19 protein-coding genes and 1 pseudogene are annotated in these 20,140 nt (G+C 63.1%); 10 read left to right on the top strand and 10 right to left on the bottom strand.

Annotated features, from left to right (window positions below; translation table 11 throughout):
* Positions 1-61 precede the first annotated feature (61 nt).
* From ABID19_RS27705 to olsB, 6 genes are all read left to right on the top strand, one after another.
* Positions 62-1,099: a class I SAM-dependent rRNA methyltransferase gene (locus ABID19_RS27705; protein WP_354494080.1), complete on the top strand. Its 1,038-nt coding sequence runs from the start codon at positions 62-64 to the stop codon at positions 1,097-1,099.
* Positions 1,100-1,957, top strand: a complete 858-nt coding sequence (locus ABID19_RS27700; RefSeq protein ID WP_354494079.1) for a TrmH family RNA methyltransferase — start codon at positions 1,100-1,102, stop codon at positions 1,955-1,957.
* Between the two features lie 8 nt (positions 1,958-1,965).
* A complete protein-coding gene (gene lspA, locus ABID19_RS27695) occupies positions 1,966-2,466 on the top strand; it encodes a signal peptidase II (protein WP_354494160.1) in 501 nt (166 codons plus the stop codon).
* A 52-nt stretch (positions 2,467-2,518) separates the two neighbouring features.
* The gene (gene acuI / locus ABID19_RS27690) at positions 2,519-3,508 is read left to right on the top strand and encodes an acrylyl-CoA reductase (NADPH) (RefSeq protein WP_354494078.1); all 990 of its coding nucleotides are present in this window, start codon (positions 2,519-2,521) and stop codon (positions 3,506-3,508) included.
* Positions 3,509-3,617: 109 nt separating this feature from the next.
* A complete protein-coding gene (locus tag ABID19_RS27685; protein WP_354494077.1) occupies positions 3,618-5,906 on the top strand; it encodes a hybrid sensor histidine kinase/response regulator in 2,289 nt (762 codons plus the stop codon).
* A 177-nt stretch (positions 5,907-6,083) separates the two neighbouring features.
* A complete protein-coding gene (gene olsB / locus ABID19_RS27680; protein ID WP_352935727.1) occupies positions 6,084-6,959 on the top strand; it encodes a l-ornithine N(alpha)-acyltransferase in 876 nt (291 codons plus the stop codon).
* Positions 6,960-7,068: 109 nt separating this feature from the next.
* Here the strand turns inward: olsB and grpE are convergent, their stop codons facing one another.
* Complete coding sequence (gene grpE, locus ABID19_RS27675; protein WP_354494076.1) at positions 7,069-7,704, bottom strand: nucleotide exchange factor GrpE; 636 nt, start codon at positions 7,702-7,704, stop codon at positions 7,069-7,071.
* Between the two features lie 239 nt (positions 7,705-7,943).
* Between grpE and ABID19_RS27670 the strand changes: the two genes are divergently transcribed.
* A complete protein-coding gene (locus ABID19_RS27670; RefSeq protein WP_354494075.1) occupies positions 7,944-8,156 on the top strand; it encodes a hypothetical protein in 213 nt (70 codons plus the stop codon).
* Between the two features lie 169 nt (positions 8,157-8,325).
* Positions 8,326-9,348, top strand: a complete 1,023-nt coding sequence (locus ABID19_RS27665; protein ID WP_354494159.1) for a fatty acid desaturase — start codon at positions 8,326-8,328, stop codon at positions 9,346-9,348.
* A gap of 82 nt (positions 9,349-9,430) precedes the next feature.
* On the opposite strand, the gene ABID19_RS27660 is transcribed toward ABID19_RS27665, so the two are convergent.
* The 9 genes and pseudogenes from ABID19_RS27660 to cysG all read right to left on the bottom strand — a co-directional run bounded on the left by ABID19_RS27660 (position 9,431) and on the right by cysG (position 17,286).
* The gene (locus ABID19_RS27660; RefSeq protein WP_354494074.1) at positions 9,431-9,598 is read right to left on the bottom strand and encodes a hypothetical protein; all 168 of its coding nucleotides are present in this window, start codon (positions 9,596-9,598) and stop codon (positions 9,431-9,433) included.
* Positions 9,599-9,997: 399 nt separating this feature from the next.
* On the bottom strand, positions 9,998-11,287 hold the full coding sequence (locus ABID19_RS27655; protein WP_354494073.1) for an MFS transporter: 1,290 nt from the start codon (positions 11,285-11,287) through the stop codon (positions 9,998-10,000).
* Positions 11,288-11,326: 39 nt separating this feature from the next.
* A complete protein-coding gene (locus ABID19_RS27650; RefSeq protein ID WP_354494072.1) occupies positions 11,327-11,755 on the bottom strand; it encodes a VOC family protein in 429 nt (142 codons plus the stop codon).
* A 339-nt stretch (positions 11,756-12,094) separates the two neighbouring features.
* A pseudogene (locus tag ABID19_RS27645) lies at positions 12,095-12,354 on the bottom strand (SLOG family protein); the annotation flags it as partial.
* A 23-nt stretch (positions 12,355-12,377) separates the two neighbouring features.
* Entirely contained in the window at positions 12,378-12,908 is a 531-nt protein-coding gene (locus ABID19_RS27640; protein WP_354494071.1) for a DUF934 domain-containing protein, read from the bottom strand.
* 169 nt (positions 12,909-13,077) lie between these two features.
* Entirely contained in the window at positions 13,078-13,842 is a 765-nt protein-coding gene (locus ABID19_RS27635; RefSeq protein WP_354494070.1) for a phosphoadenylyl-sulfate reductase, read from the bottom strand.
* Positions 13,817-15,487: a nitrite/sulfite reductase gene (locus tag ABID19_RS27630; protein ID WP_354494069.1), complete on the bottom strand. Its 1,671-nt coding sequence runs from the start codon at positions 15,485-15,487 to the stop codon at positions 13,817-13,819. Before ABID19_RS27630 ends, ABID19_RS27635 begins: the two co-directional genes overlap by 26 nt.
* Before the next feature lie 45 nt (positions 15,488-15,532).
* Positions 15,533-15,838 carry a DUF2849 domain-containing protein gene (locus ABID19_RS27625; protein ID WP_354494068.1) on the bottom strand — a complete coding sequence of 102 codons (306 nt, stop codon included), beginning with the start codon at positions 15,836-15,838 and terminating at the stop codon, positions 15,533-15,535.
* Entirely contained in the window at positions 15,835-17,286 is a 1,452-nt protein-coding gene (cysG, locus tag ABID19_RS27620) for a siroheme synthase CysG (RefSeq protein WP_354494067.1), read from the bottom strand. Before cysG ends, ABID19_RS27625 begins: the two co-directional genes overlap by 4 nt.
* Before the next feature lie 393 nt (positions 17,287-17,679).
* Between cysG and ABID19_RS27615 the strand changes: the two genes are divergently transcribed.
* Together ABID19_RS27615 and ybaL are read left to right on the top strand one after the other, a co-directional pair.
* A complete protein-coding gene (locus tag ABID19_RS27615; RefSeq protein WP_354494066.1) occupies positions 17,680-18,129 on the top strand; it encodes a host attachment family protein in 450 nt (149 codons plus the stop codon).
* Between the two features lie 182 nt (positions 18,130-18,311).
* Positions 18,312-20,078 carry a YbaL family putative K(+) efflux transporter gene (ybaL, locus tag ABID19_RS27610; RefSeq protein ID WP_354494065.1) on the top strand — a complete coding sequence of 589 codons (1,767 nt, stop codon included), beginning with the start codon at positions 18,312-18,314 and terminating at the stop codon, positions 20,076-20,078.
* The last annotated feature ends 62 nt before the right edge of the window (positions 20,079-20,140 follow it).

Genomic DNA, 20,140 nt, shown 5'->3' with positions numbered 1-20,140 from the left:
TGTTGCACCGGTGAATGTGCTGTGGCAGAAGCGGGCCAAGTCGCCCCGGAGACGCTCTTCTTTGAAACCTTTTCGCGACAAACGCCGCGACAGCCGCCCACATCAGTTCGCAAAGGGCGGAGCGGAACCGCGCGGAACTGGTGCATCGGGCAACCGCACCGAGCCGAAAGCCGGGCCGGGCGTCCTTTCCCGCCGCGACGGCGCCCTGCCCGCCGAACGTCTTCCAGTAATCCTTGAAGTGGCGCCCAACGCCGACTACGCGCTGCTCGACAGCGGCGCCGGGCAGAAGCTCGAGCAATACGGGCCCTATCGCATCGTTCGGCCCGAAGGCCAGGCAATCTGGCAAAAGGCGTTGCCGGCCAAAGATTGGGATCGCGCCGACGCCATTTTCACCGGCGATACCGACGAGGAAGGCATCGGCCGCTGGCGTTTCCCGAGGACGCCGCTCGGCGAGACCTGGCCGATGAAGCATGAGGGCATCGATTATCTCGGCCGCTTCACCTCGTTTCGCCATGTCGGCGTCTTCCCCGAGCAGGCCTCGCACTGGGACCACATGGCCGGGCTGATCGCGGCAGCGAAACGGCCGGTCAAGGTGCTGAACCTCTTCGGCTATACCGGCCTTGCCTCGCTGGTGGCGGCACGTGCCGGCGCCGAGGTCACCCATGTCGATGCGTCCAAAAAGGCGATCGGCTGGGCTAGGGAGAACCAGGAGATGGCAGGGCTCGGCAGCAAGCCGATCCGTTGGATCGTCGACGACGCCATGAAATTCGCTGAGCGCGAGGAGCGCCGCGGCAGCCGTTACGACATTATCCTGTTCGATCCGCCCGCCTATGGCCGCGGCCCAAAGGGCGAGGTCTGGCAATTGTTCGAGGACCTGCCTGATCTGACCGACCTCTGCCGCTCGATCCTGACGCCGAAGCCGCTTGCTGTCGTGCTGACGGCCTACTCGATCCGCGCTTCCTTCTTCGCCATCCATGCCTTGATGCGCGACACTTTCGCAGGCATGGGCGGCACGGTCGAATCGGGCGAGCTGATCATCCGCGAGAAATCCGCCGGCCGGGCGCTGTCCACGTCGCTGTTCTCGCGCTGGGTGGCCTGAATGAGTGAGCGGCACGCAGGCGCGCCAGGGCAAGTGAAGGAAGTCACTAGTCTCGCCAATCCGTTGATCAAGGACATCAAGGCACTGGCGCTGAAGAAATTCCGCGACCAGCAGAACGCCTTCATGGCCGAGGGGCTGAAGCTGGTCATCGACGCGCTCGACCTCGGCTGGTCGATCCGGACGCTGGTCTTCGCCAAAGCTGGGCGCGGCAATGCGGCGGTCGAAAAAGTCGCGGCGCGCACCGTCGCCGCCGGCGGCACCGTGCTCGAAGTTTCGGAAAAAGTGCTCGTCGCCATCACCCGTCGCGACAACCCGCAAATGGTGGTCGGCGTCTTCTCACAAAAGATCCTGCCGCTGAAAGACATCCGCGCTCAAGACGGCGACGTCTGGGTGGCGCTCGATCGTGTGCGTGACCCCGGCAATCTCGGAACCGTCATCCGCACCGTCGATGCCGTCGGCGCCAAGGGCGTCATCCTGGTCGGCGAGACCACCGATCCTTTTTCCGTCGAGACCGTGCGCGCCACCATGGGCTCGATCTTCGCCGTGCCGGTCGCCAAGGCGACGCCGGAAACCTTTCTGGCCTGGCGAAAAAGCTTTCCCGGTCTCGTCGCCGGCACGCACCTGAAGGGTGCGGTCGACTACCGTTCGGTCGACTTTTCCAAAGGCCCGGTGCTGCTGATGATGGGCAACGAACAGCAGGGCCTGCCAGACAGCCTGGCCGAAAGCTGCGACAGGCTACTGCGGATTCCACAGGCCGGGCGGGCCGATTCGCTCAATCTCGCGGTGGCCACCGGTATTATGCTGTTCGAGATCCGGCGCGGCGCGCTGAAACTTGCCCCGGAGGACGCCAAACCGTGACATCCCAAATGGTGAAATCCCAAACGGCAAAATCATGGTTCCCCTACGTCCTGCTGGTCGCCGCCGCGGTAGGGCTCGACCAGTGGGTCAAATACCTGGTCGAGACCGGCCTCGCCTTTCAAGAAAAGGTCGATCTCGTGCCGTTCCTGGCATTGTATCGCACCTACAACACCGGCATTGCCTTCTCGATGTTTTCGTCTTTCGGCGACACAGGCCTGGTGGTCATCGCCACTTTCGTCGTCGCTTTCGTGCTCTATCTCGCGGCCCGCACTCCGCCCGGCCACGTGCTGACCCGCATCGGCTTTGCGCTGATCGTCGGCGGCGCGCTCGGCAATTTGTTCGACCGCGCTACCTATGGTCACGTGATCGACTATATCCTGTTCCACACCCCGGTATGGTCCTTCGCCATCTTCAACCTCGCCGACGCCTTCATCGCGATCGGCGCGGTGCTGGTCGTCTTCGATGAACTCATCGGTTGGCGGCGGGAGCCCGAGCCCTCCGGCGATTGACCTGGCCTTTCGTCGCCATACAGTGCCCATTCGAAAAGCCCGAGGAGAAGACATGCCCGAAACCTTCAAAGCCATCCTCGTTTCGCGCGACGCCGAGAAGAAACAGTCGGTCGCCATGACCGACCTCACCGAAGCCGACCTGATGGAAGGCGACGTCACCGTCGCCGTCGAGGCAACGACGGTGAACTACAAGGATGGCCTCGCCATATCAGGCAAGGCGCCAGTGATCCGCCGCTGGCCGCTGGTGCCGGGCATCGATTTCGCCGGTACCGTCATCTCATCTTCCCATGCCGACTGGCGTAAGGGGGACAAGGTCATATTGAACGGCTGGGGCGTCGGCGAAACGCATTTTGGCGCCTATGCCGAGCGCGCCCGTGTCAAGGGCGATTGGCTGGTGCCACTGCCCCAGGGCATGAGCCCGCATGATGCCATGGCGATCGGCACCGCCGGCTACACCGCCATGCTTTGCGTCATCGCGCTGGAACGGCATGGCATCGTGCCCGATCGCGGCCCGGTGGTGGTGACGGGCGCCGCCGGCGGCGTCGGCTCGGTCGCAGTCTCGATCCTGTCCAGCCTCGGCTATCATGTCATCGCCTCGACCGGCCGCAGCGCTGAAAGCCCTTATCTGATCGATCTGGGTGCTGCGGAAGTAATCTCGCGCGACGAGCTTGCGCAGCCGGCAAAGCCGCTTGCCAAGGAACGCTGGGCCGGCGGCGTCGATGCGGTCGGCAGCCACACGCTGGCCAACGTTCTTTCGATGACCTCCTATGGCGGGGCCGTCGCCGCTTGCGGCCTGGCCGGCGGCATGGATCTGCCGGCGAGCGTCGCCCCGTTCATCCTGCGCGGCGTCTGTCTGCTCGGCATCGATTCGGTGATGGCGCCAAAAGCGGTCCGCATGGAGGCGTGGCGCCGCATCGGCATGGACCTGGACCTCCAGAAGCTCGCCAGCCTGTCCACGACCATTGGCTTTGACGGCATCATCGACGCCGCGCACGACATCGTCGAAGGCAAGATCCGTGGCCGCGTGGTGGTAGACATGTGAGTTCTGTCGTCTGCAATTTTTGCACGAAAGGACGTCAAAACCGGGCGACTGCTAAAATTCGAACGAACTGCCGCAATTTTCCATAATCTCTGTCTGCCAAGGAATCCGCATGATCACGGAATCCGGCATCAGGCAAACGGAGAGCGCCGAAAGCGTTGACGGGATTCGCCCCGAGGCGCCAAGGCGCCAGCATATCGCAGCGCCGCCACTGGCGCCCGAACTGCCCGCCGCCAATCGTGAAGGCCTGCCGTTCCTGATGCTCGTCGCCATCGTTGTGCTGGCAGGCCTGTCGCATCTGACCGGAGCGCCGATTTTCATCACCGTTGGCCTTTTGGCGACTGGCATGGCCGGCCTTGCCGCGCACTTGCATGCCAGGCGCACGGAGCGTCGCACGGTTGCCCTCCTTGGCGAGACCGCAGCTCGCAGCCGCGCCGAGGTCGAGACCCTGGCCGACCGCATGTGGGAGATGCAGGAGAGCGAGGAGCGCTTTCGCGGGCTGATCGACGCCCTTGGCGATCTCGTCGTCCACCGCGATCGTGACGGCCACATCGTCTATGCCAACAAGGTTTTCGCCGATCTCGTCGGAAGCGACCAGCGCGATCTTGCCGGCAGGACCCTGGCCGAACTAGGCATCGACGTCGGCATCGTTCCGGATGCGGCTTTCTCCGACCATGAATGCCTGAGCTCAACCGATGTCGCCATTAGCACGCCGAACGGTCCGCGCTGGTTCTCATGGATCGAACTGTCCGTGCGTGACAAGGAGAGCGGCGCCGCCTCGCATCGCGCCATCGCCCGCGACATCACCGCCCGCAAGCACGCCGAATCGTCGCTGATCACCGCCCGTGAGCGAGCCGAATACGCAAGCCAGGCCAAATCGCGCTTCCTCGCCACCGTCAGTCACGAGATCCGCACGCCGATGAACGGCATCATGGGCATGGCCAGGCTACTGGCGGACACCAACCTCTCGCCTGAACAACGGACCTATGTCGGCGCCGTGTCGACATCGGCCAGCGCGCTGCTGGCGCTGATCGAGGATCTGCTCGACTATTCCAAGATCGAGGCCGGCCGCTTCGATCCCGAACCGCAGCCAATGTCGGTGCGCGAGATCGCCGACAACATCATCGAACTCTTGGCGGCGCGCGCCTACGCCAAAAACATCGGCATTGGCTGCCATGTCGAGCCCGACGTGCCGCAGATGATATCAGCCGATCCGGGAAGGGTCAGGCAGGTTCTGCTCAACCTGATCGGCAACGCCATCAAGTTCACCGACAGCGGCGGCGTTTTGCTGAATGTCGCACGCGCCCGCACCGAAACCACCGACCGCATATGCTTCAGCGTCACCGATACGGGTCCCGGCCTGAGCGAGGACGACTTGGAACGCATTTTCGAGGAATTCGAACAGGTCGATGGCTCGTCGACCCGCGCGCATGGCGGCGCTGGTCTTGGTCTTGCCATCTCCAAACGTCTGGTGATCGCCATGGGCGGCACGATTTCGGTGTCGAGCCGGCTCGGCCACGGTTCCGAATTCGTCTTCGAAATCCCTGCAACATCGGCCACCGAAGCACCGCAGAACCGCCGGAATGCCCTGTCGGGCCGGCGCGCCGTGATCCTGTCGAAAAACGCCATCGAGGCCGACGCCATCGCCCGCACCATCCGCGCCAATGGCGGCATGGTCGATCTGGCCGCGACCGCCGCCCAGGCAGCACCCTTCGCCCAAGGCTGTGACGTGCTTCTGGTCGACGCGGCCATGGAAGAGAGCGACGGCAGGCTGCTCAAGCGCCTGCGCCAGAGCGGCTTTGCCGACGGCGAGGCGATCACCTTGATCGCGCCGACCGACCGCGGCATGCTGGGTGAGTTCCGCGCCAGCGGCTATGCCACCTTCCTGGCAAGGCCGGTGCGTGGCGAGACGTTGCTGCGCGTGCTTTTGAGCAGCAGCGTACCCGCCCTCGCCCAGCCACAGCCGGAAAAGCGCGGCGCGCCATCGGTCCGTGCCATTGGCAGCCGCCAGCAGGGCCTGTCCGTGCTGATCGCCGAGGACAACGACATCAACGCCATGCTGGCCCGCGCCACGCTGCTGAAGGCCGGACATCGCGTGACGGTGGTCGCCAACGGCAAGGCTGCCGTCGAGGCCGTCACCGGCAGCGGCCACAAGCACCGCTTCGACGTGGTGCTGATGGACCTGCACATGCCTGTGATGGACGGGCTGGACGCCATCGCCGCCATCCGCCGGCACGAGGAGGAAACCGCCGTGCCGCCGGTTCCCATCATGGTGCTGTCGGCGGACAGTCAGGAAAAGACCCGCCATGCCGTGCTTGCCCATGGTGCCAGCGGCTTCGTCACCAAGCCGCTCGATCCCGACGCGCTTGTCCATGCGGTCGAAGGCCAGGTTGCTGCGTGATCCGCCGGCTGCCCTTCTAAGCTTTCCCGGCGTAACATAGCCGGTTGAAGGATTACCCAGCCGACGAAGTATTGCCGGCAACGCCGTATCACGGTACTGTCACAATCCTGTTGCACCTACACCGTATCCCCGTGCCAAGAGGGATGGCTCGAAGGAGAATCACTCGTGCATACAGTTATGCCGGAATGTGACACTCGGCCGAACGCCAGCAGCGCATTGCTCGTTGGCCGGAACGTCGATGCCGTCATAAAAGGCGAAGCGCTCGGCCGCATCGGCAACCTCGAAGTGCGGCTCGCCCGCAACGAGGCCGAGGTCGCCGCCGCGCAGGAAGTGCGCTACCGGGTTTTCTATGACGAGCTTGGCGCCAGGAAGAACCTGTTCCAGGTGCAGGACCGCCGCGATGCCGACCATTTCGATCCGCTTTGTGATCATTTGCTCGTCTTCGATACCTCTCTGTCCGGTCCCGAGCACCGCCGCATTGTCGGCACTTACCGCCTGCTCCGGCAGGAAATCGCGACCGCCGCCGGTGGCTTCTATTCCGAGGGCGAATTCGAGCTGACCAAGCTCATCGCCCGCCATCCCGGCCAGCGTTTCCTTGAGCTCGGCCGCTCCTGCGTCTTGCCGGAATACCGCTCGAAGCGCACCATCGAAGCGCTCTGGCAAGGCATTTGGGCCTATATCAACCATTACGGCATCGGCGTGATGACCGGCTGCGCCTCGTTTCCGGGCACCGTGCCAGCGGCGCACGCCGAGGCGCTCACCTATCTCGCCCATCACTGCCGGACGAACTCGGCCTGGGATGTGCGCGCGGTCGCCGGGCGCTACTGTTCCATGGATTTGATGCCGATCGAGGCGGTCAATGCCAAGGCCGCGATCGCGGCGATGCCGCCGTTGGTCAAGGGCTATCTGCGCGTCGGAGCGCGCATCGGCGACGGCTGCGTCATCGACCGCGAATTCTCCACCGTCGATGTGTTCGTCGTGATGCCGGTCAAGGAGATCGGTGCCCGCTACGTCAACTACTATGGCGGGGAAGCCCAGCGATTCGCTGCCTGACTAGGGGAGTGGGGAGAGAAGGCAACGGCCGGAGTGGCAATTGCTCTACTTTACCATACGTAGCGCTGTTCTCTACTCCCGTACTGCCTTATTCCCCTACTCCCCTAACTTACGCATCCTTCTCAGCTTGCTCATTCACCGGCCCTGGCTCGACCGGAGCTTCGCTCGCCGCATGTTTGGGGCCGCCTTTGGCAACGCCTACCATAGCCGGCCGCAGCACCCGCTCGCCGATCGAATAGCCCGGCTGCACGACCTGGACCACCGTGTTGGCCGGTACTTCCGGATTGGGCACCTCGAACATCGCCTGGTGGAAATTCGGGTCGAATTTCTCGCCTTCCGGTTCGAGCTTCTTCACTCCGTGCCGCTCCAGCGCCGATAGCATGGCGCGCTCGGTAAGCTCGACGCCCTCGATCAGCGCCTTGAAACCGGCATCGCCCGACGCCTTGGCTTCAGCCGGGATCGCATCCAGCGCGCGGCGCAGATTGTCCGATACCGACAGCATGTCACGGGCGAAATTGGCAACCGCATAGGCACGCGCATCGTGCACGTCGCGGGCGGTACGACGGCGCAGATTCTCCATTTCGGCTGCGACGCGGAGCGCGCGGTCCTTCAACTCGTCGTTTTCCTTCAGCAGCCGCACAAGCGCTTCATAGTCGCCGTCGACGCTGCCTTGCGTATGTTCGGTAGCAGCTCCGGTCGTTTCGGCTTCATCGGGCGCGCGTTCGTCTTTTGCCTGGTCGCTCATCGCCATTTCCCGTCATTTCGAATGGTGTGGATTTTGTGCCCGATATCGAGGTTTGGCGGCCAAAAATCAAGGGGCAAGCGATACTGAGGAGGAGGACTCGCGCTTCAACGGCGCATCATGAAGACCTTTCGATATTAATTCAAATTTTACTGTAATCGCCGGCTTTGCTTGCCAAGATGCTGCGATGGGGGAACCATTCGTCTGCCGGAAGAGTTTCGAAGCCGACACAGGATTTTGAAATGACGACCCGCAACAACGGCGACCGTAATAAAAATGGCGCCCGCAACAATGACGAAAGACGTGAAAGGCTCGCGGCCGGCATCAGGCGCCAGTTCGGCGCCGAGGCAACGAAGCGCTTTCTGCGCGCGCTGCCGGCGTTCCGGACGCAGAACGACATTCCCGATCGTTTCAAGGAATTGCTCGAGCGCCTCGACGGCATCGAAAGCAGATAGCCGCTCGTGGCCGCAGGCGGTAGACCAACACACTCGCCTGTCGTTGCGTGCCACCGGAACCCAAGCATGACTTTCCACTTTGCGGCTAGCACGTCGCGCGACAATTACGCGCAGTAACTTGGCGTGATCATTGCCTTGCGGCGACGGAATGGTCCGTCTATGCTTCCTGATGAACATGATTTCCCCCGAAGCTGTGGCGAACAGCAAACGTGCCTGGTTGAAGATCCTGGCGCGCTACAAAACACCCGACAGGCGGCGCAGCGCCGTCGAACTTGCCATCACCCTCATCCCCTTTGCCACGCTGTGGGCGCTGTCCACGGCTGCCTATGCCCATGGTCATTGGTGGGGGCTGATCCTCATCCTTCCGGCCGCCGGCTTTCTGGTGCGGATCTTCATGATCCAGCATGATTGCGGCCACGGCTCCTTCTTCGCCAACCGCACGGCCGACGACTGGATCGGCCGCGGGCTGGGCATCCTGACCTTGACCCCCTACGATTGCTGGCGGCGTGCCCACGCAACCCATCACGCCAGCGCCGGCAATCTCGATGAGCGCGGCACGGGCGACATCAGGACGTTGACTGTTGCCGAATATCGGCAAATGTCCTGGCGTGGCCGCCTCGCCTACCGTCTCTATCGCCATCCGCTCGTCATGTTCGGCCTCGGCCCCATTTGGCTTTTCATCTTTGAGCAGAGACTGCCGGTCGGCATGATGCGAGGCGGACTCACGCCCTGGGTGTCGTCGATGGCCACCAACGTGGCCATCGCGGTCGCCGCCGCCGGCCTTATCTGGTCCGTCGGCCTCGAAGCGTTCCTGGTTGTCCATTTGCCCATCGTCATCCTCGCCGGTTCCGCCGGAATCTGGCTGTTCTACGTCCAGCACCAGTTCGAAGAGACCGAGTGGGCAAAGGACTCCGAGTGGGAATTCCAGCACGCGGCCCTGCACGGCTCGTCCTATTATGACCTGCCCCCGGTGCTGAACTGGTTCACCGGCAATATCGGCGTCCATCACGTGCACCACCTCTCCGCCAAGGTGCCGTGCTACCGGCTCCAGGAGGTCCTGAGGGACTATCCGGAACTGCGCGAAATCGGTCGCGTCACGCTTCTCGACAGCCTGCGCTGCGTCAAGCTCGCATTGTGGGACGAGAGCCGCAGCAAGCTGGTGTCATTTCGCGAAGCGCGGATGACTGCGTAAAACGCACCGCCGCACCTAAGTGCGGCGGTTTTCCAAGGCTTGGCTTAAGCCGCCTTGCGTTCGTCGCGCATCAGGGCCCCGGTTATGGGGCGAAGGGGTCGATCACTTGGACGATCGCCGCCATGTCACCGTCGTATTCGCTGGCGAGCGTCACCGAGAGCGTGCCGTCTCCAGCCTGGAAGATGATGATGGCGGCCATGAGGGTGGTGGCGAGGCTGAAGGCGAAGGCGTGTGCGTCGTTGAGGGACATCGATCCGGCTCCTGTTCCGAGCGGAGGACCATCCCCCGCTGACAGGCGCCCGAAGTGTCGGACTGAACGCTGCAATCACCGCGCAGGCGCAGCCGAAGCGGCGGCATGCTCGCATAGCCGACCCTTTACGGGTTGATGGCGTCAGGCGATCAGTCTGACCAAGGATCAGCGCTATGAAGCGGTCGGGTATTCTCGCAATCAAGAGATGACGGGCGATATCTGATCGCGCCACGGCCACTAGCAATAGCAGGTGGCGCCCTCATATCGGTCCATGCGCAACAACTGGCGGTTTCCCGAGTGCGGACACTCCATCAGATTCTGCGATGGCGCTAAGCACGCCCGGCTCCCGTTCAACACTATCAGGATTGGCTTACCATCCACTTAGCAAGGCGTTGATACCTAAACATCAGTTTTGCTGCCGACCTCCCATTCTGGCCAGGGAAGCATGAAGAAGGCGACCATGGCCAGCAGGCACGCCGCGGCGATGAACGCGAAGACAGCAGCGAATGGATTGACGCTAAACGTGCTCGCGGTGGACGCCACCCATCCAGTTGCGCCCTGCATGATGGCAACGCCGAGGAATACAGCTGTGTTCAGAATTCCGAATGCCCGGCCGACGACCTGAGGTTCATATGCACTCTTAGTGTCTGCGAACTGCAAGATCGTGAAGCCGGTGAGCGCCCCAAGCGCAACGCACATCGTAGCATCGACGATCCAGTTGGCGGAGATTGCAAGGATAAGGAAGATCCCGGCGGAAGCGGCCATGCTCGCGCAGATCAGGTATCGCCGTGAGCGTCCTTTCGCCCGCACCAGACCGAATAGCGGTGGGCCAACCAAGGTCGCGACCGACGAGGCGAGAAGCACATTCCCGACGTCCGTCAGTGTGAAGCCGTGTCGCTCTATGAACAAGGGTGTCGCCCACAGGCCCCTCAGCGCGATGTAGGATGAGTAGCCAACGAGCGCGAGCGCAACGATGCCCTTGGTCTGCCGTTCTTTCAGGATCGCAAGCGTCTCTCGAATTGCGCCTGCGATGTCGCCTGAGTTCTTGCCGTGATCATCCCGAACGAGGACGAGGATGCAGACCAAGTTTGCCGCCGCAACGACGCCCGTCACCACAAAAGCGCTGCGCCAGCCCCAATGTTCGACTACCCATGCCAGCGGCGTGCCAGTGGCCAGTAACCCAAGGCCGCTGAAGCTGAGAACCAAGCCCGATACTCGGGCAAAACTCTTTTCAGAAAAATGTTTGCTTACAAAGAACAGCGATCCGACAAAGGCTGGTGCGCAGCCGATGCCAATGAGCAACTGCCCCAGCATCAAAACCGGGAAGCCTGTTGCAATGAACGACAGGAGCGCTCCCGCTACTGCAAGGAGGAAAGCCGAACCAACGGTCTTTCTCACGCCGTAAAGGTCGAGCGCTAGGCCCATCGGAATCTGGGCGAGGGCAAAGGACAGATGGAAGGCGCCGGCGTAGATGCCGAGTTCTTCGGTCGAGAGCCCGAATTCACGTTGCAGTCCGGGGGCGACGATCGCGGCGATAGTACGAAACACCTGACTTATCGCGGCCACGCCAACAAGCGTCGCGAGCATGACTCCGGCCGCACCGGCCTTGTCTGCGTTGAATACTTTCAGCCTACCGCCCTCCTTCCGGCCAAGCCGCAATGCGATCGATAACCTGGTATCCCGTTGCACCTAGGGGCAAATCTCCCATGCGAACGCGGCTTCGTCTGCCTACGCTGTCCGTGACTCGAGCATCTCGACGTAGTGCGGATTGTACATGATACCCAATACGTTGCCGAACGGATCGACCACCGAGGCGGTGACGAAGTTGCTCTCGCGCTTGGTGATCGGATCGTACTCCGTGGCGCCCATGGCCTTGAGCCGAGCGAACGCCGCCTCGATGTCGTCGACGTGCCACAGCAGTATGGCGCCGCCCGGACCGGGCTGCATCGCTGCTGGTGCGTAGCGGCGTTCGATGATGCCGAACTCGTCCTCGTCGTCGCCGATTCGGAACTCGACATAGGCGGGGTTTTCCGCATCCGGCCGCTGGAAGTACGCTTCGACGCCGTACAGCTCCGCGTACCAGTCGCGCGCCGCGGCCACGTCGTCGGCCCAGAAGTTCACCGTCGCCATGCCACGCAAAAAGTGCTTGTTGCTCATTGTCGTAACCCTTTCCTTGATTGCGATCAGCGGCCAAATGATGCGCGATAGTGTAAAGCCCGTATTTCAAAAACCCGCAGACGGCTACGAGCCCCATGGGCGCCTCGATCCGGCCGATTTCGACCGCTATGTAAGATTTCAACGCCAATTATCCACCAAACTGAGCTAGGCCAGACATTAACAGCATTCGGTCCTGATCTCTGACTTCGGCAAAACGATTGGGGATATGTTTCGTCGCGCACAGTCTCTACGTCGTTCGCGACCAATAGGGCTGAATGTCAGTTCCCTGCATTAGGTTCCCAGTCCGCCGGTATGAGACGCCGAAGATGCAAGCGTCGCTTAAGCACCGCCGAATTTCCAGACCGGGATGCCGAGCTTCTTCGCCTTGTCGGCGAGGTTGTCGTTGATGCCTGTGTCGGGGAAGTGCATCACGCCCTTGGGCATGATTTCCAGTATCGCGTCGTTACGCTTGAAGGGTGCGGAACGGCCGTTCGTCACCAGTCGGGCGCAAAGCCGATCTGCGGCACGTTGCGGTTCGTTGCCCAGAGTGAGGCGATCTTCTCGGCGCCTTTCGGCGATTTGCCGTGCATCAGCACCACTCGCCGTGGCGCGGCGCAGGCGATCAGCTGGCGCGCATCCGCCGCCAGGAATATTTTGGGCCTTTGGCCTCCGGCTTCTCGGTCGGCTGATAGTACAGCGGCAGACCGCCGGTGCGGCCTTCCTCAAGCCGTTTCAAAAGCACCGGATGCGACACTTCGAACTCGTCGAAACCGAGGCGCAGCATATGCGGTAGCTGGTCGACCAGAACTTGCCCGGTGGCGCGGACCGCGCCCTCGAAATGGTGGCGGCTGCGCAGCAATTCGCCCTTTGAAAAGGAACGACCGTCACTGAAAGCCGGGAAGGCCAACGCCACCAACGTTATCTGATCGAGCAGGTCCGCGATCTTTTCGAGCTGGTCGCCGGGCTGCAGCAGAACGCCGATGCGCTCCTTCGCCGACCGGCGCACCGCCGGGTCGAGGTCGAGGAACGCCTGCAACGGCAGGATGAAACGGCCATTGCCGGACAGTGCATCGGCACTCTCAGCATGGGTCCACTCGTCTTCGCGGAAGCCTTGCGGGGTCCAGAGGCGGGTCTCCGGTGTCTGTGCGGTCATCAAAAAATCCTAAAACTCAAAGAACCGGAGGGTGTGTGAGATTCAGGTCAGGCCGAGCCGAAAATGGTGGCTTCCGAGAACCGGAGCGGAGCGTACTTTCTGTACGTGAGCACCGGAAGCGCAGGAAGCCGCCATTTGCAGGCCGGCCTCACCTGAATATCAACATACCCTAGAGTGATGCGTCGGTCAGCGACTTTTCCAGCCCCGACAGATGGATGCCGCACTCGGTCTTGGCGTGCCCCGCCCAGCGGCCGCTGCGCGCGTCTTCGCCCGGCTGCACCGGCTGCGTGCACGGGAAGCAGCCTATCGACAGATAGCCATAAGCGACCAGCGGATTTTCACGCAGCGCATGCGCGCGCATATAGTTGGCCTGATCGGCGGTCGTCCAATGCGCCAGCGGATTGATGCGGATGCGCGAACCGACCGCCTCGAACACCGGAAGCGCTGCCCGCGTCGTCGCCTGAAAACGCTTGCGGCCGGTGAACCAGGCGCGGAACGGCTCGACGCCGCGCGCCAGCGGCTCGACCTTGCGAACGTCGCAGCAGGCGTCGGTATCGGTCTCGTTCAGATTGCCGGTCGGATCGATCCGTTCGAGCGCCGCTTCTTCGGGCGTGATCACCCTTATATCGGTCAGCCCGAAATCGGCAACGAGCGCATCGCGATAGCCGAGCGTCTCCTCGAAGTGCTTGCCGGTGTCGAGGAAGATGACCGGCAGCGTCCGGTCGATCTTGGCTGTCATGTGCAGCAGCACGGCAGAATCCGCGCCAAAGGACGAAACCGCGGCGATTTCACCGTGAAAGAATTCCCGGGCCGACCGCTCGATGATCTCCAGCGGCTTCAGATGACCATAGAGCGCATCGAGCCCCGCCGCTTCGGCGGCGATCCCGGCCTCGACGTCGACGATACGATCAAGCGGCCTTGGCTTCGCCAGCATAGAGCGCCTCCTTGAACGGCGCGGGACCGACTCGGCGGTAGGCGTCGATGAATTTTTCATTTCTGTCGAGCCGGAGGCCGAGGTACGTCTCGACGATCTGCTCGATGGCGTCGGTGATCTCTGCCGACGAGAAGCCGCGGCCGATGATCTCGCCAACCGAGGTGTTCTCGTCGGCCGAGCCGCCGAGCGTGACCTGATAGAGTTCGGCGCCCTTCTTCTCGACCCCGAGGATGCCGATATGGCCGACATGGTGATGGCCGCAGGCATTGATGCAACCGGAAATCTTCAGCTTCAACTCGCCGATCTCGCGCTGCCGTTCAAGCGAAGCGAAACGAAGCGAGATTTCCTGTGCCACCGGAATGGAGCGCGCTGTGGCCAGCGCGCAATAATCAAGGCCTGGGCAGGAGATGATGTCTGATATCAGGTTGGAATTAGCCGTCGCCAGCCCGATGCCGACCAAAGCGTCGTAGACCGCCTTGAGGTCGGCGCGCGCGACATGCGGCAGGATCAGGTTCTGCTCGTGGCTGACGCGCAGTTCGTCGAAGGCATATTTTTCGGCAAGGTCGGCGACCGCTTCCATCTGGCTGTCGGAGGCGTCGCCCGGCGCTTCGCCGATGCCCTTGAGCGAAATCGTCACGGCGGCATAATCGGGATGGCGGTGAGTGACCACGTTCTGGTCGAGCCATTCCGAGAAGCTCTTGGAATCGAGGCGGGCGAGCTTGACCGCCTCGTCGCCTTCCGGCCGGTCGGCCAGAGCCGGCGGCGCGAAATAAGCATCGATGGCGCGGATGTCGGCTTCCGGCAGCTTCAGATCCGCATCCTTCAGTTCCTGCCATTCGGCCTCGACCTGGCGGGTTATCTCCTCGACACCGGTCTCGTGGACGAGGATCTTGATGCGCGCCTTGTATTTGTTGTCGCGGCGGCCGTAGAGGTTGTAAACGCGCAGGATCGCCGTGCAGTAGGACAGAAGGTCGGCCTCGGGCAGGAAGTCGCGGATCTTCTTGGCGATCATCGGCGTACGGCCCTGGCCACCGCCGACATAGACCGCGAAACCGAGTTCGCCGGCGGCGTTCTTCTTCAAATGCAGGCCGATGTCATGCGTCTGGATGGCGGCACGGTCGCGCTCGGCGCCGGTCACCGCGATCTTGAATTTCCTCGGCAGGAACGAGAATTCCGGATGAACCGACGACCACTGGCGCAGGATTTCCGCATAGGGGCGCGGATCGGCGACTTCATCGGCGGCGGCACCGGCGAAATGGTCGGCGGTGACGTTGCGGATGCAGTTGCCGCTGGTCTGGATTGCGTGCATCTCGACGCTCGCCAAGTCGGCCAGGATCGCCGGAATGTCCGACAGCGCCGGCCAGTTGAATTGGATGTTCTGGCGGGTCGTGAAGTGGCCATAGCCCTTGTCGTATTTGCGGGCGATATGGCCGAGCATGCGCAGCTGCTTGCTGTTCAGCGTACCGTAGGGCACCGCGATGCGCAGCATATAGGCGTGCAATTGCAGGTAGACGCCGTTCATCAGCCTCAGCGGCCGGAACTGATCCTCGGAGATCTCGCCGGCAAGCCGCCGCGCGACCTGGTCGCTGAACTCGGCGACACGGGCCTGGACGAAATCGTGATCGAACTCATCGTAACGGTACATGTCTGGTCTTTCCGGGCGCGTCCGCCCGTTCATCAATGTGGTCGGTTACGCCGCGCGGGCGGCTTCCGGGCGGGCCTGCTTGCCCAAATCGTTGCGGTTGGTGGGCCCGGCGGCGCGGATCTTTTCGCGCAGCCGGACGGGCTCGACCACTCCGCTGACGACGGTCACGTCGATCAGATTGACGTCGACCACTTCATTGTTGGCATAGGCCGCAGCGCCGATCGCCTCCAGCCGGTCTTCAGCCGCCTTGTCGTCGGCGACGTCGGCATTGTCGATGGTCTCAGCCCAGCCGCCATTGGCGTACCAGACGGCTTCGCCATCGGCGAGGCGGTTTGCGGTCAGAACTTTCATCGTCCAGCTCCTTCGGCTGCTGTTTGGGCCGCGCCTTCATGCCTGTGTGCCGCAAGCGGCTCGGAACGTTCAAAGTTGGCGCCGGCGACTGCATCGCCGATAATCGTCATGACCGGCCCGGTAAGGTCGGCGCGAACCTCCAGCGACGGCAGGTCGGCGAGGGTGCCGTGGAAACGGCGGCGGTTGGCAAGGCTGGCATTCTCGACCACGGCGACCGCCGTATCCGGCGACAAGCCCGCTTCGATCAGCCGGCCGGCAACCTCGGCTGCGACCGAGCGGCCCATATAGACGGCGACCGTAGCGCCGGAAATGGCGAGCTTTGCCCAGTCGGGCAGCGAATTTCCCTTGAGATCGTGGCCGGTGGTGAACACCATCGACGACGACACGCCGCGCAGCGTCAGCGGCAACTCGAAATCGGCGGCGGCGGCGAAGGCCGCGGTGACGCCCGGAACCACCTCATAGGCAATACCGGCATCGCGCAGTGCTGCCATTTCCTCGCCCGCCCGGCCGAACACCAGCGGATCACCGGACTTCAGCCGCACCACGCGCTTGCCGTCGCGGCCGAGTTCGATCAGCAGCGCATTGATATCGGCCTGGCTCTTGGTGTGGCAGCCCTTGCGCTTGCCCACCGGCAGGCGCTCGGCGTCGCGGCGACCCATGGCGACGATCGCCTCCGGCACCAGCGCGTCATGGACGATGACATCGGCTTCCATCAGCAGGCGGTGGGCGCGCAGGGTCAGCAGGTCCTCGGCGCCCGGACCGGCACCCACCAGGGCGATGTGGCCCGACGACGGCGCATTCGAAAGCAACAGGTCGACGGCGGCATCATGCGCCTGTGACAGCTGTCCGGCCGCCATGGCGCGGGCCGGTGCGCCGCCGAAAAAGTCGCTCCAGAAGCGCCGACGGGCATTGCCTTTCGGCAGCAATCTCTCGGCGTTGCCGCGCAACGAGGCGGCAAGCGAAGCAAGCGGCCCGAACGACGGCGACAGCATGCGGTCGATGCGGCTGCGCAGCATCTGGGCAAGCACTGGGCCGGCCCCTTCCGTGCCGATGGCAATGGCGACCGGCGCGCGGTTGACCAGCGCCGGGGTGAAGAAATCGCACAGCTCCGGCCGGTCGACGGCATTGACCGGAATGCCCAGCCGGCGCGCATCCTCGGCAACGCGGCGGTCGAGCGCCTCATCGCCGCTGGCGGCAAACACCATCACCGCGCCTTCGAGATGCGCGGCATCGTAGGCGGCAGCGATGTGGAAAGCGCCGTTCGCGGCGATGAAGGCCAGCAACTCGGTCTCCGCGGCATCGGTTATGATGCGCAGCACCGCGCTCGACTGGCCGATCAGCCGCGCCTTGGCCAGCGCCTCCTCGCCGCCCCCGACGATGGCCACGGCTTCGCCCTCGACCCGCATGAAGACGGGAAAGGCGTTGAGCTTGGGGGTGTCCTGCGGCATGGCGAGCGGAATCCTGAATACGCTGTCAGTTCTACGCGCAGGCGCGAAAAAGCAGAAGGAACGCACTCGCGCATCGCTTCATGCGAAGCAATCGCTTTTCCTCAAGCACCAGAGGCAGGAGAAAAAAATTCCACACCTACGAATGGAGGAGATCCAAGCCGCTGCTGTGAGCCCTGATCTGCGGCTGTTCTAGCCGCAAGTGAAGTATATCACAAAACACTTTTTTCTAAATTCTACTAATCTAGTAGATTAAAGCCGCGATGCGCTGACCACCGGAACATTCCTGGCTCGGCGCGCGTTTGCCTTGGGAATCCGAGCCTTGCTGTTCAGCTGCGGCGACGGCTCCAGAGGTGGGCCTGGAAGATCATGAAAATCAGAAATAAGGAGCGCTCCGTGAACAATCTCAAGCTGAAACGCGGACTGTGGGTTGTGGTGGCCGACGGCGAGAAGGCGCTGTTCCTCGAGAACCGTGGCGACACCCAATATCCCGATCTTCAGGTCGTGCAGGAGATGGAACAGACAAATCCGGCGACGCGAGAGCAAGGTTCGGACCGCCCCGGCCGCTACAGCGACGGTCCTTCCGTCCACCGCAGCGCAGTCGAGGATACTGACTGGCACCGCCTCGGCAAGGAGCGTTTCGCCGATGAAATTGCCGAGCAGTTGTATAGGCTCGCGCATCGCGGCGCCTTCAAGGAAATGGTGCTGATAGCACCGCCGCCGGTGCTGGGCGAGATGCGCCGAAAACTGCACAAGGAAGTTGCCGAGAAGATATCAGCGGAATTTCCAAAGACGCTGACCAACCACACCATCGTCGACATCGAGAACCTGCTGCAGGCGGCCTGATCGCGGGCGCCAGACGTGCGGCCCGTTTCTTTCCCGACAGCCATTACCTTTTGCCATCTTTGTCTCGATTTCATCGCATTGCGGGTTGCCTCGCGGCTACCTGAGCCCCCATATTGCCGGGGCGGCGGCTTTTTGGCGGCGCATGTCCGACATCGTGATTTTTGAAAGGCGCTCCATAGACCATGCCGCATGACACGCCCCTTATCGCCACTATCGTTGCAGGTCTGGGGCTAGCTTTCGTCTTCGGCGCAATTGCCAACCGCTTCCGCATCCCGCCGCTGGTTGGCTACCTCGTCGCCGGCGTTCTGGTCGGGCCGAATACGCCGGGCTTTGTCGCCGATGCCGGCCTCGCCAACGAACTCGCCGAAATCGGCGTGATCCTGTTGATGTTCGGCGTCGGCCTGCATTTCTCGCTGAAGGATCTGTTGTCGGTCCGCGCTATCGCCGTGCCCGGTGCGATCGTACAGATCGGCTTCGCGACTGCGCTCGGCGTCGCGCTTGCCTGGGTGCTCGGCTGGTCGCTAGGCGCGGGGCTGGTCTTCGGGCTGGCGCTTTCCGTCGCCTCGACCGTGGTGCTGTTGCGCGCGCTGCAGGAGCGGCGGCTGATCGAGACCGAGCGCGGCCGCATCGCCGTCGGCTGGCTGATCGTCGAGGATCTGGCCATGGTGCTGGCGCTGGTATTGCTGCCGGCGCTGGCCGGCGTGCTGGGCGGCCAGGAGCAGGTGGAGGTCCACAGCAGCGGTCTGCTGTCGCTGCCGCCGAGCTACGGCGTTTGGGGCGTCGTCGGCATCACGCTGGCCAAGGTCGCTGCCTTTGTCGTCGTCATGCTGGTGGTTGGCCGCCGGGTCATCCCCTGGGTCCTGCACTACGTCGCCCATACCGGGTCGCGTGAATTATTCCGGCTGGCGGTGCTGGCCATTGCGCTCGGCGTCGCCTTCGGCGCGGCCAAGCTGTTCGGCGTGTCGCTGGCGCTGGGCGCTTTCTTCGCCGGCATGATCATGAGCGAGTCCGAACTCAGCCACCGGGCGGCCGAGGAATCGCTGCCGCTGCGTGACGCCTTTTCCGTGCTGTTCTTCGTTTCGGTCGGCATGCTGTTCGACCCGTTCAGCCTGATCAGCAATGGCTGGCCGGTCCTGGCGACACTGGCCATCATCGTCATCGGCAAATCGCTGGCGGCCTTCGTCATCGTCGTCGCCTTCGGCTATCCGATCGCGACCGCGTTGATGATTTCGGCAAGCCTTGCCCAGATCGGCGAATTCTCGTTCATCCTGGCCGAGCTCGGCGTTGGGCTGAAGCTTCTGCCCGAACAGGGACGCGACCTCATTCTCGCCGGTGCTATCCTGTCGATCGTCCTCAACCCGCTGATGTTCCTCGCCATCGACTGGATGAAACCGTGGCTGGAAAGGCGCGCCGCCAAGACGGCGCCGCTCGACGAGGCAAAGCCGATCGGCCCCGCCACGGAGCCAGGCCAGTTGGCTTCGGTTGCGGCATCGGTGAAAGAGGACGGCCCGCCGCCCAAGACAGCGCTTACCGGCCATTCCATCCTGGTCGGCTATGGCCGTGTTGGCAGCCTCGTCGGCGCGTCATTGAAGGAGGCCGCCCTGCCCTTTCTCGTCATCGAGGATGCCGACAAGACGATGGCGAAGCTCAGGGACGACGGCATCGAAACCGTGTTCGGCAACGCCGCGAACAGCGAGGTGTTCGCGGCAGCCAATCCCGAGGGCGCGAGCCGCCTGATTCTCGCCGTCCCCAACGCCTTCGAGGCGGGACAGATCGTGCTGCGCGCCCGCGCCGCCAACCCGAAAATCAACGTCATCGCCCGCGCCCATTCCGATGCCGAGGTCGAGCATCTCAAAGGGCTCGGAGCCGACACCGTGATCATGGGTGAGCGCGAGATCGCTCGTGGGATCGTGGAAGAGGTGCTTGGTCACAAGCCAGAGGCGGCCTAACCGTCCGCTGCCTGAGCCGATCCTGCACGTGCTGGTCTGGCCGATGGCCAGCGAAAGATTGC

Source organism: Mesorhizobium robiniae, assembly GCF_040545535.1.
GTDB lineage: Bacteria > Pseudomonadota > Alphaproteobacteria > Rhizobiales > Rhizobiaceae > Mesorhizobium > Mesorhizobium robiniae.
This window is presented reverse-complemented; position numbering and strand designations above follow the sequence as displayed.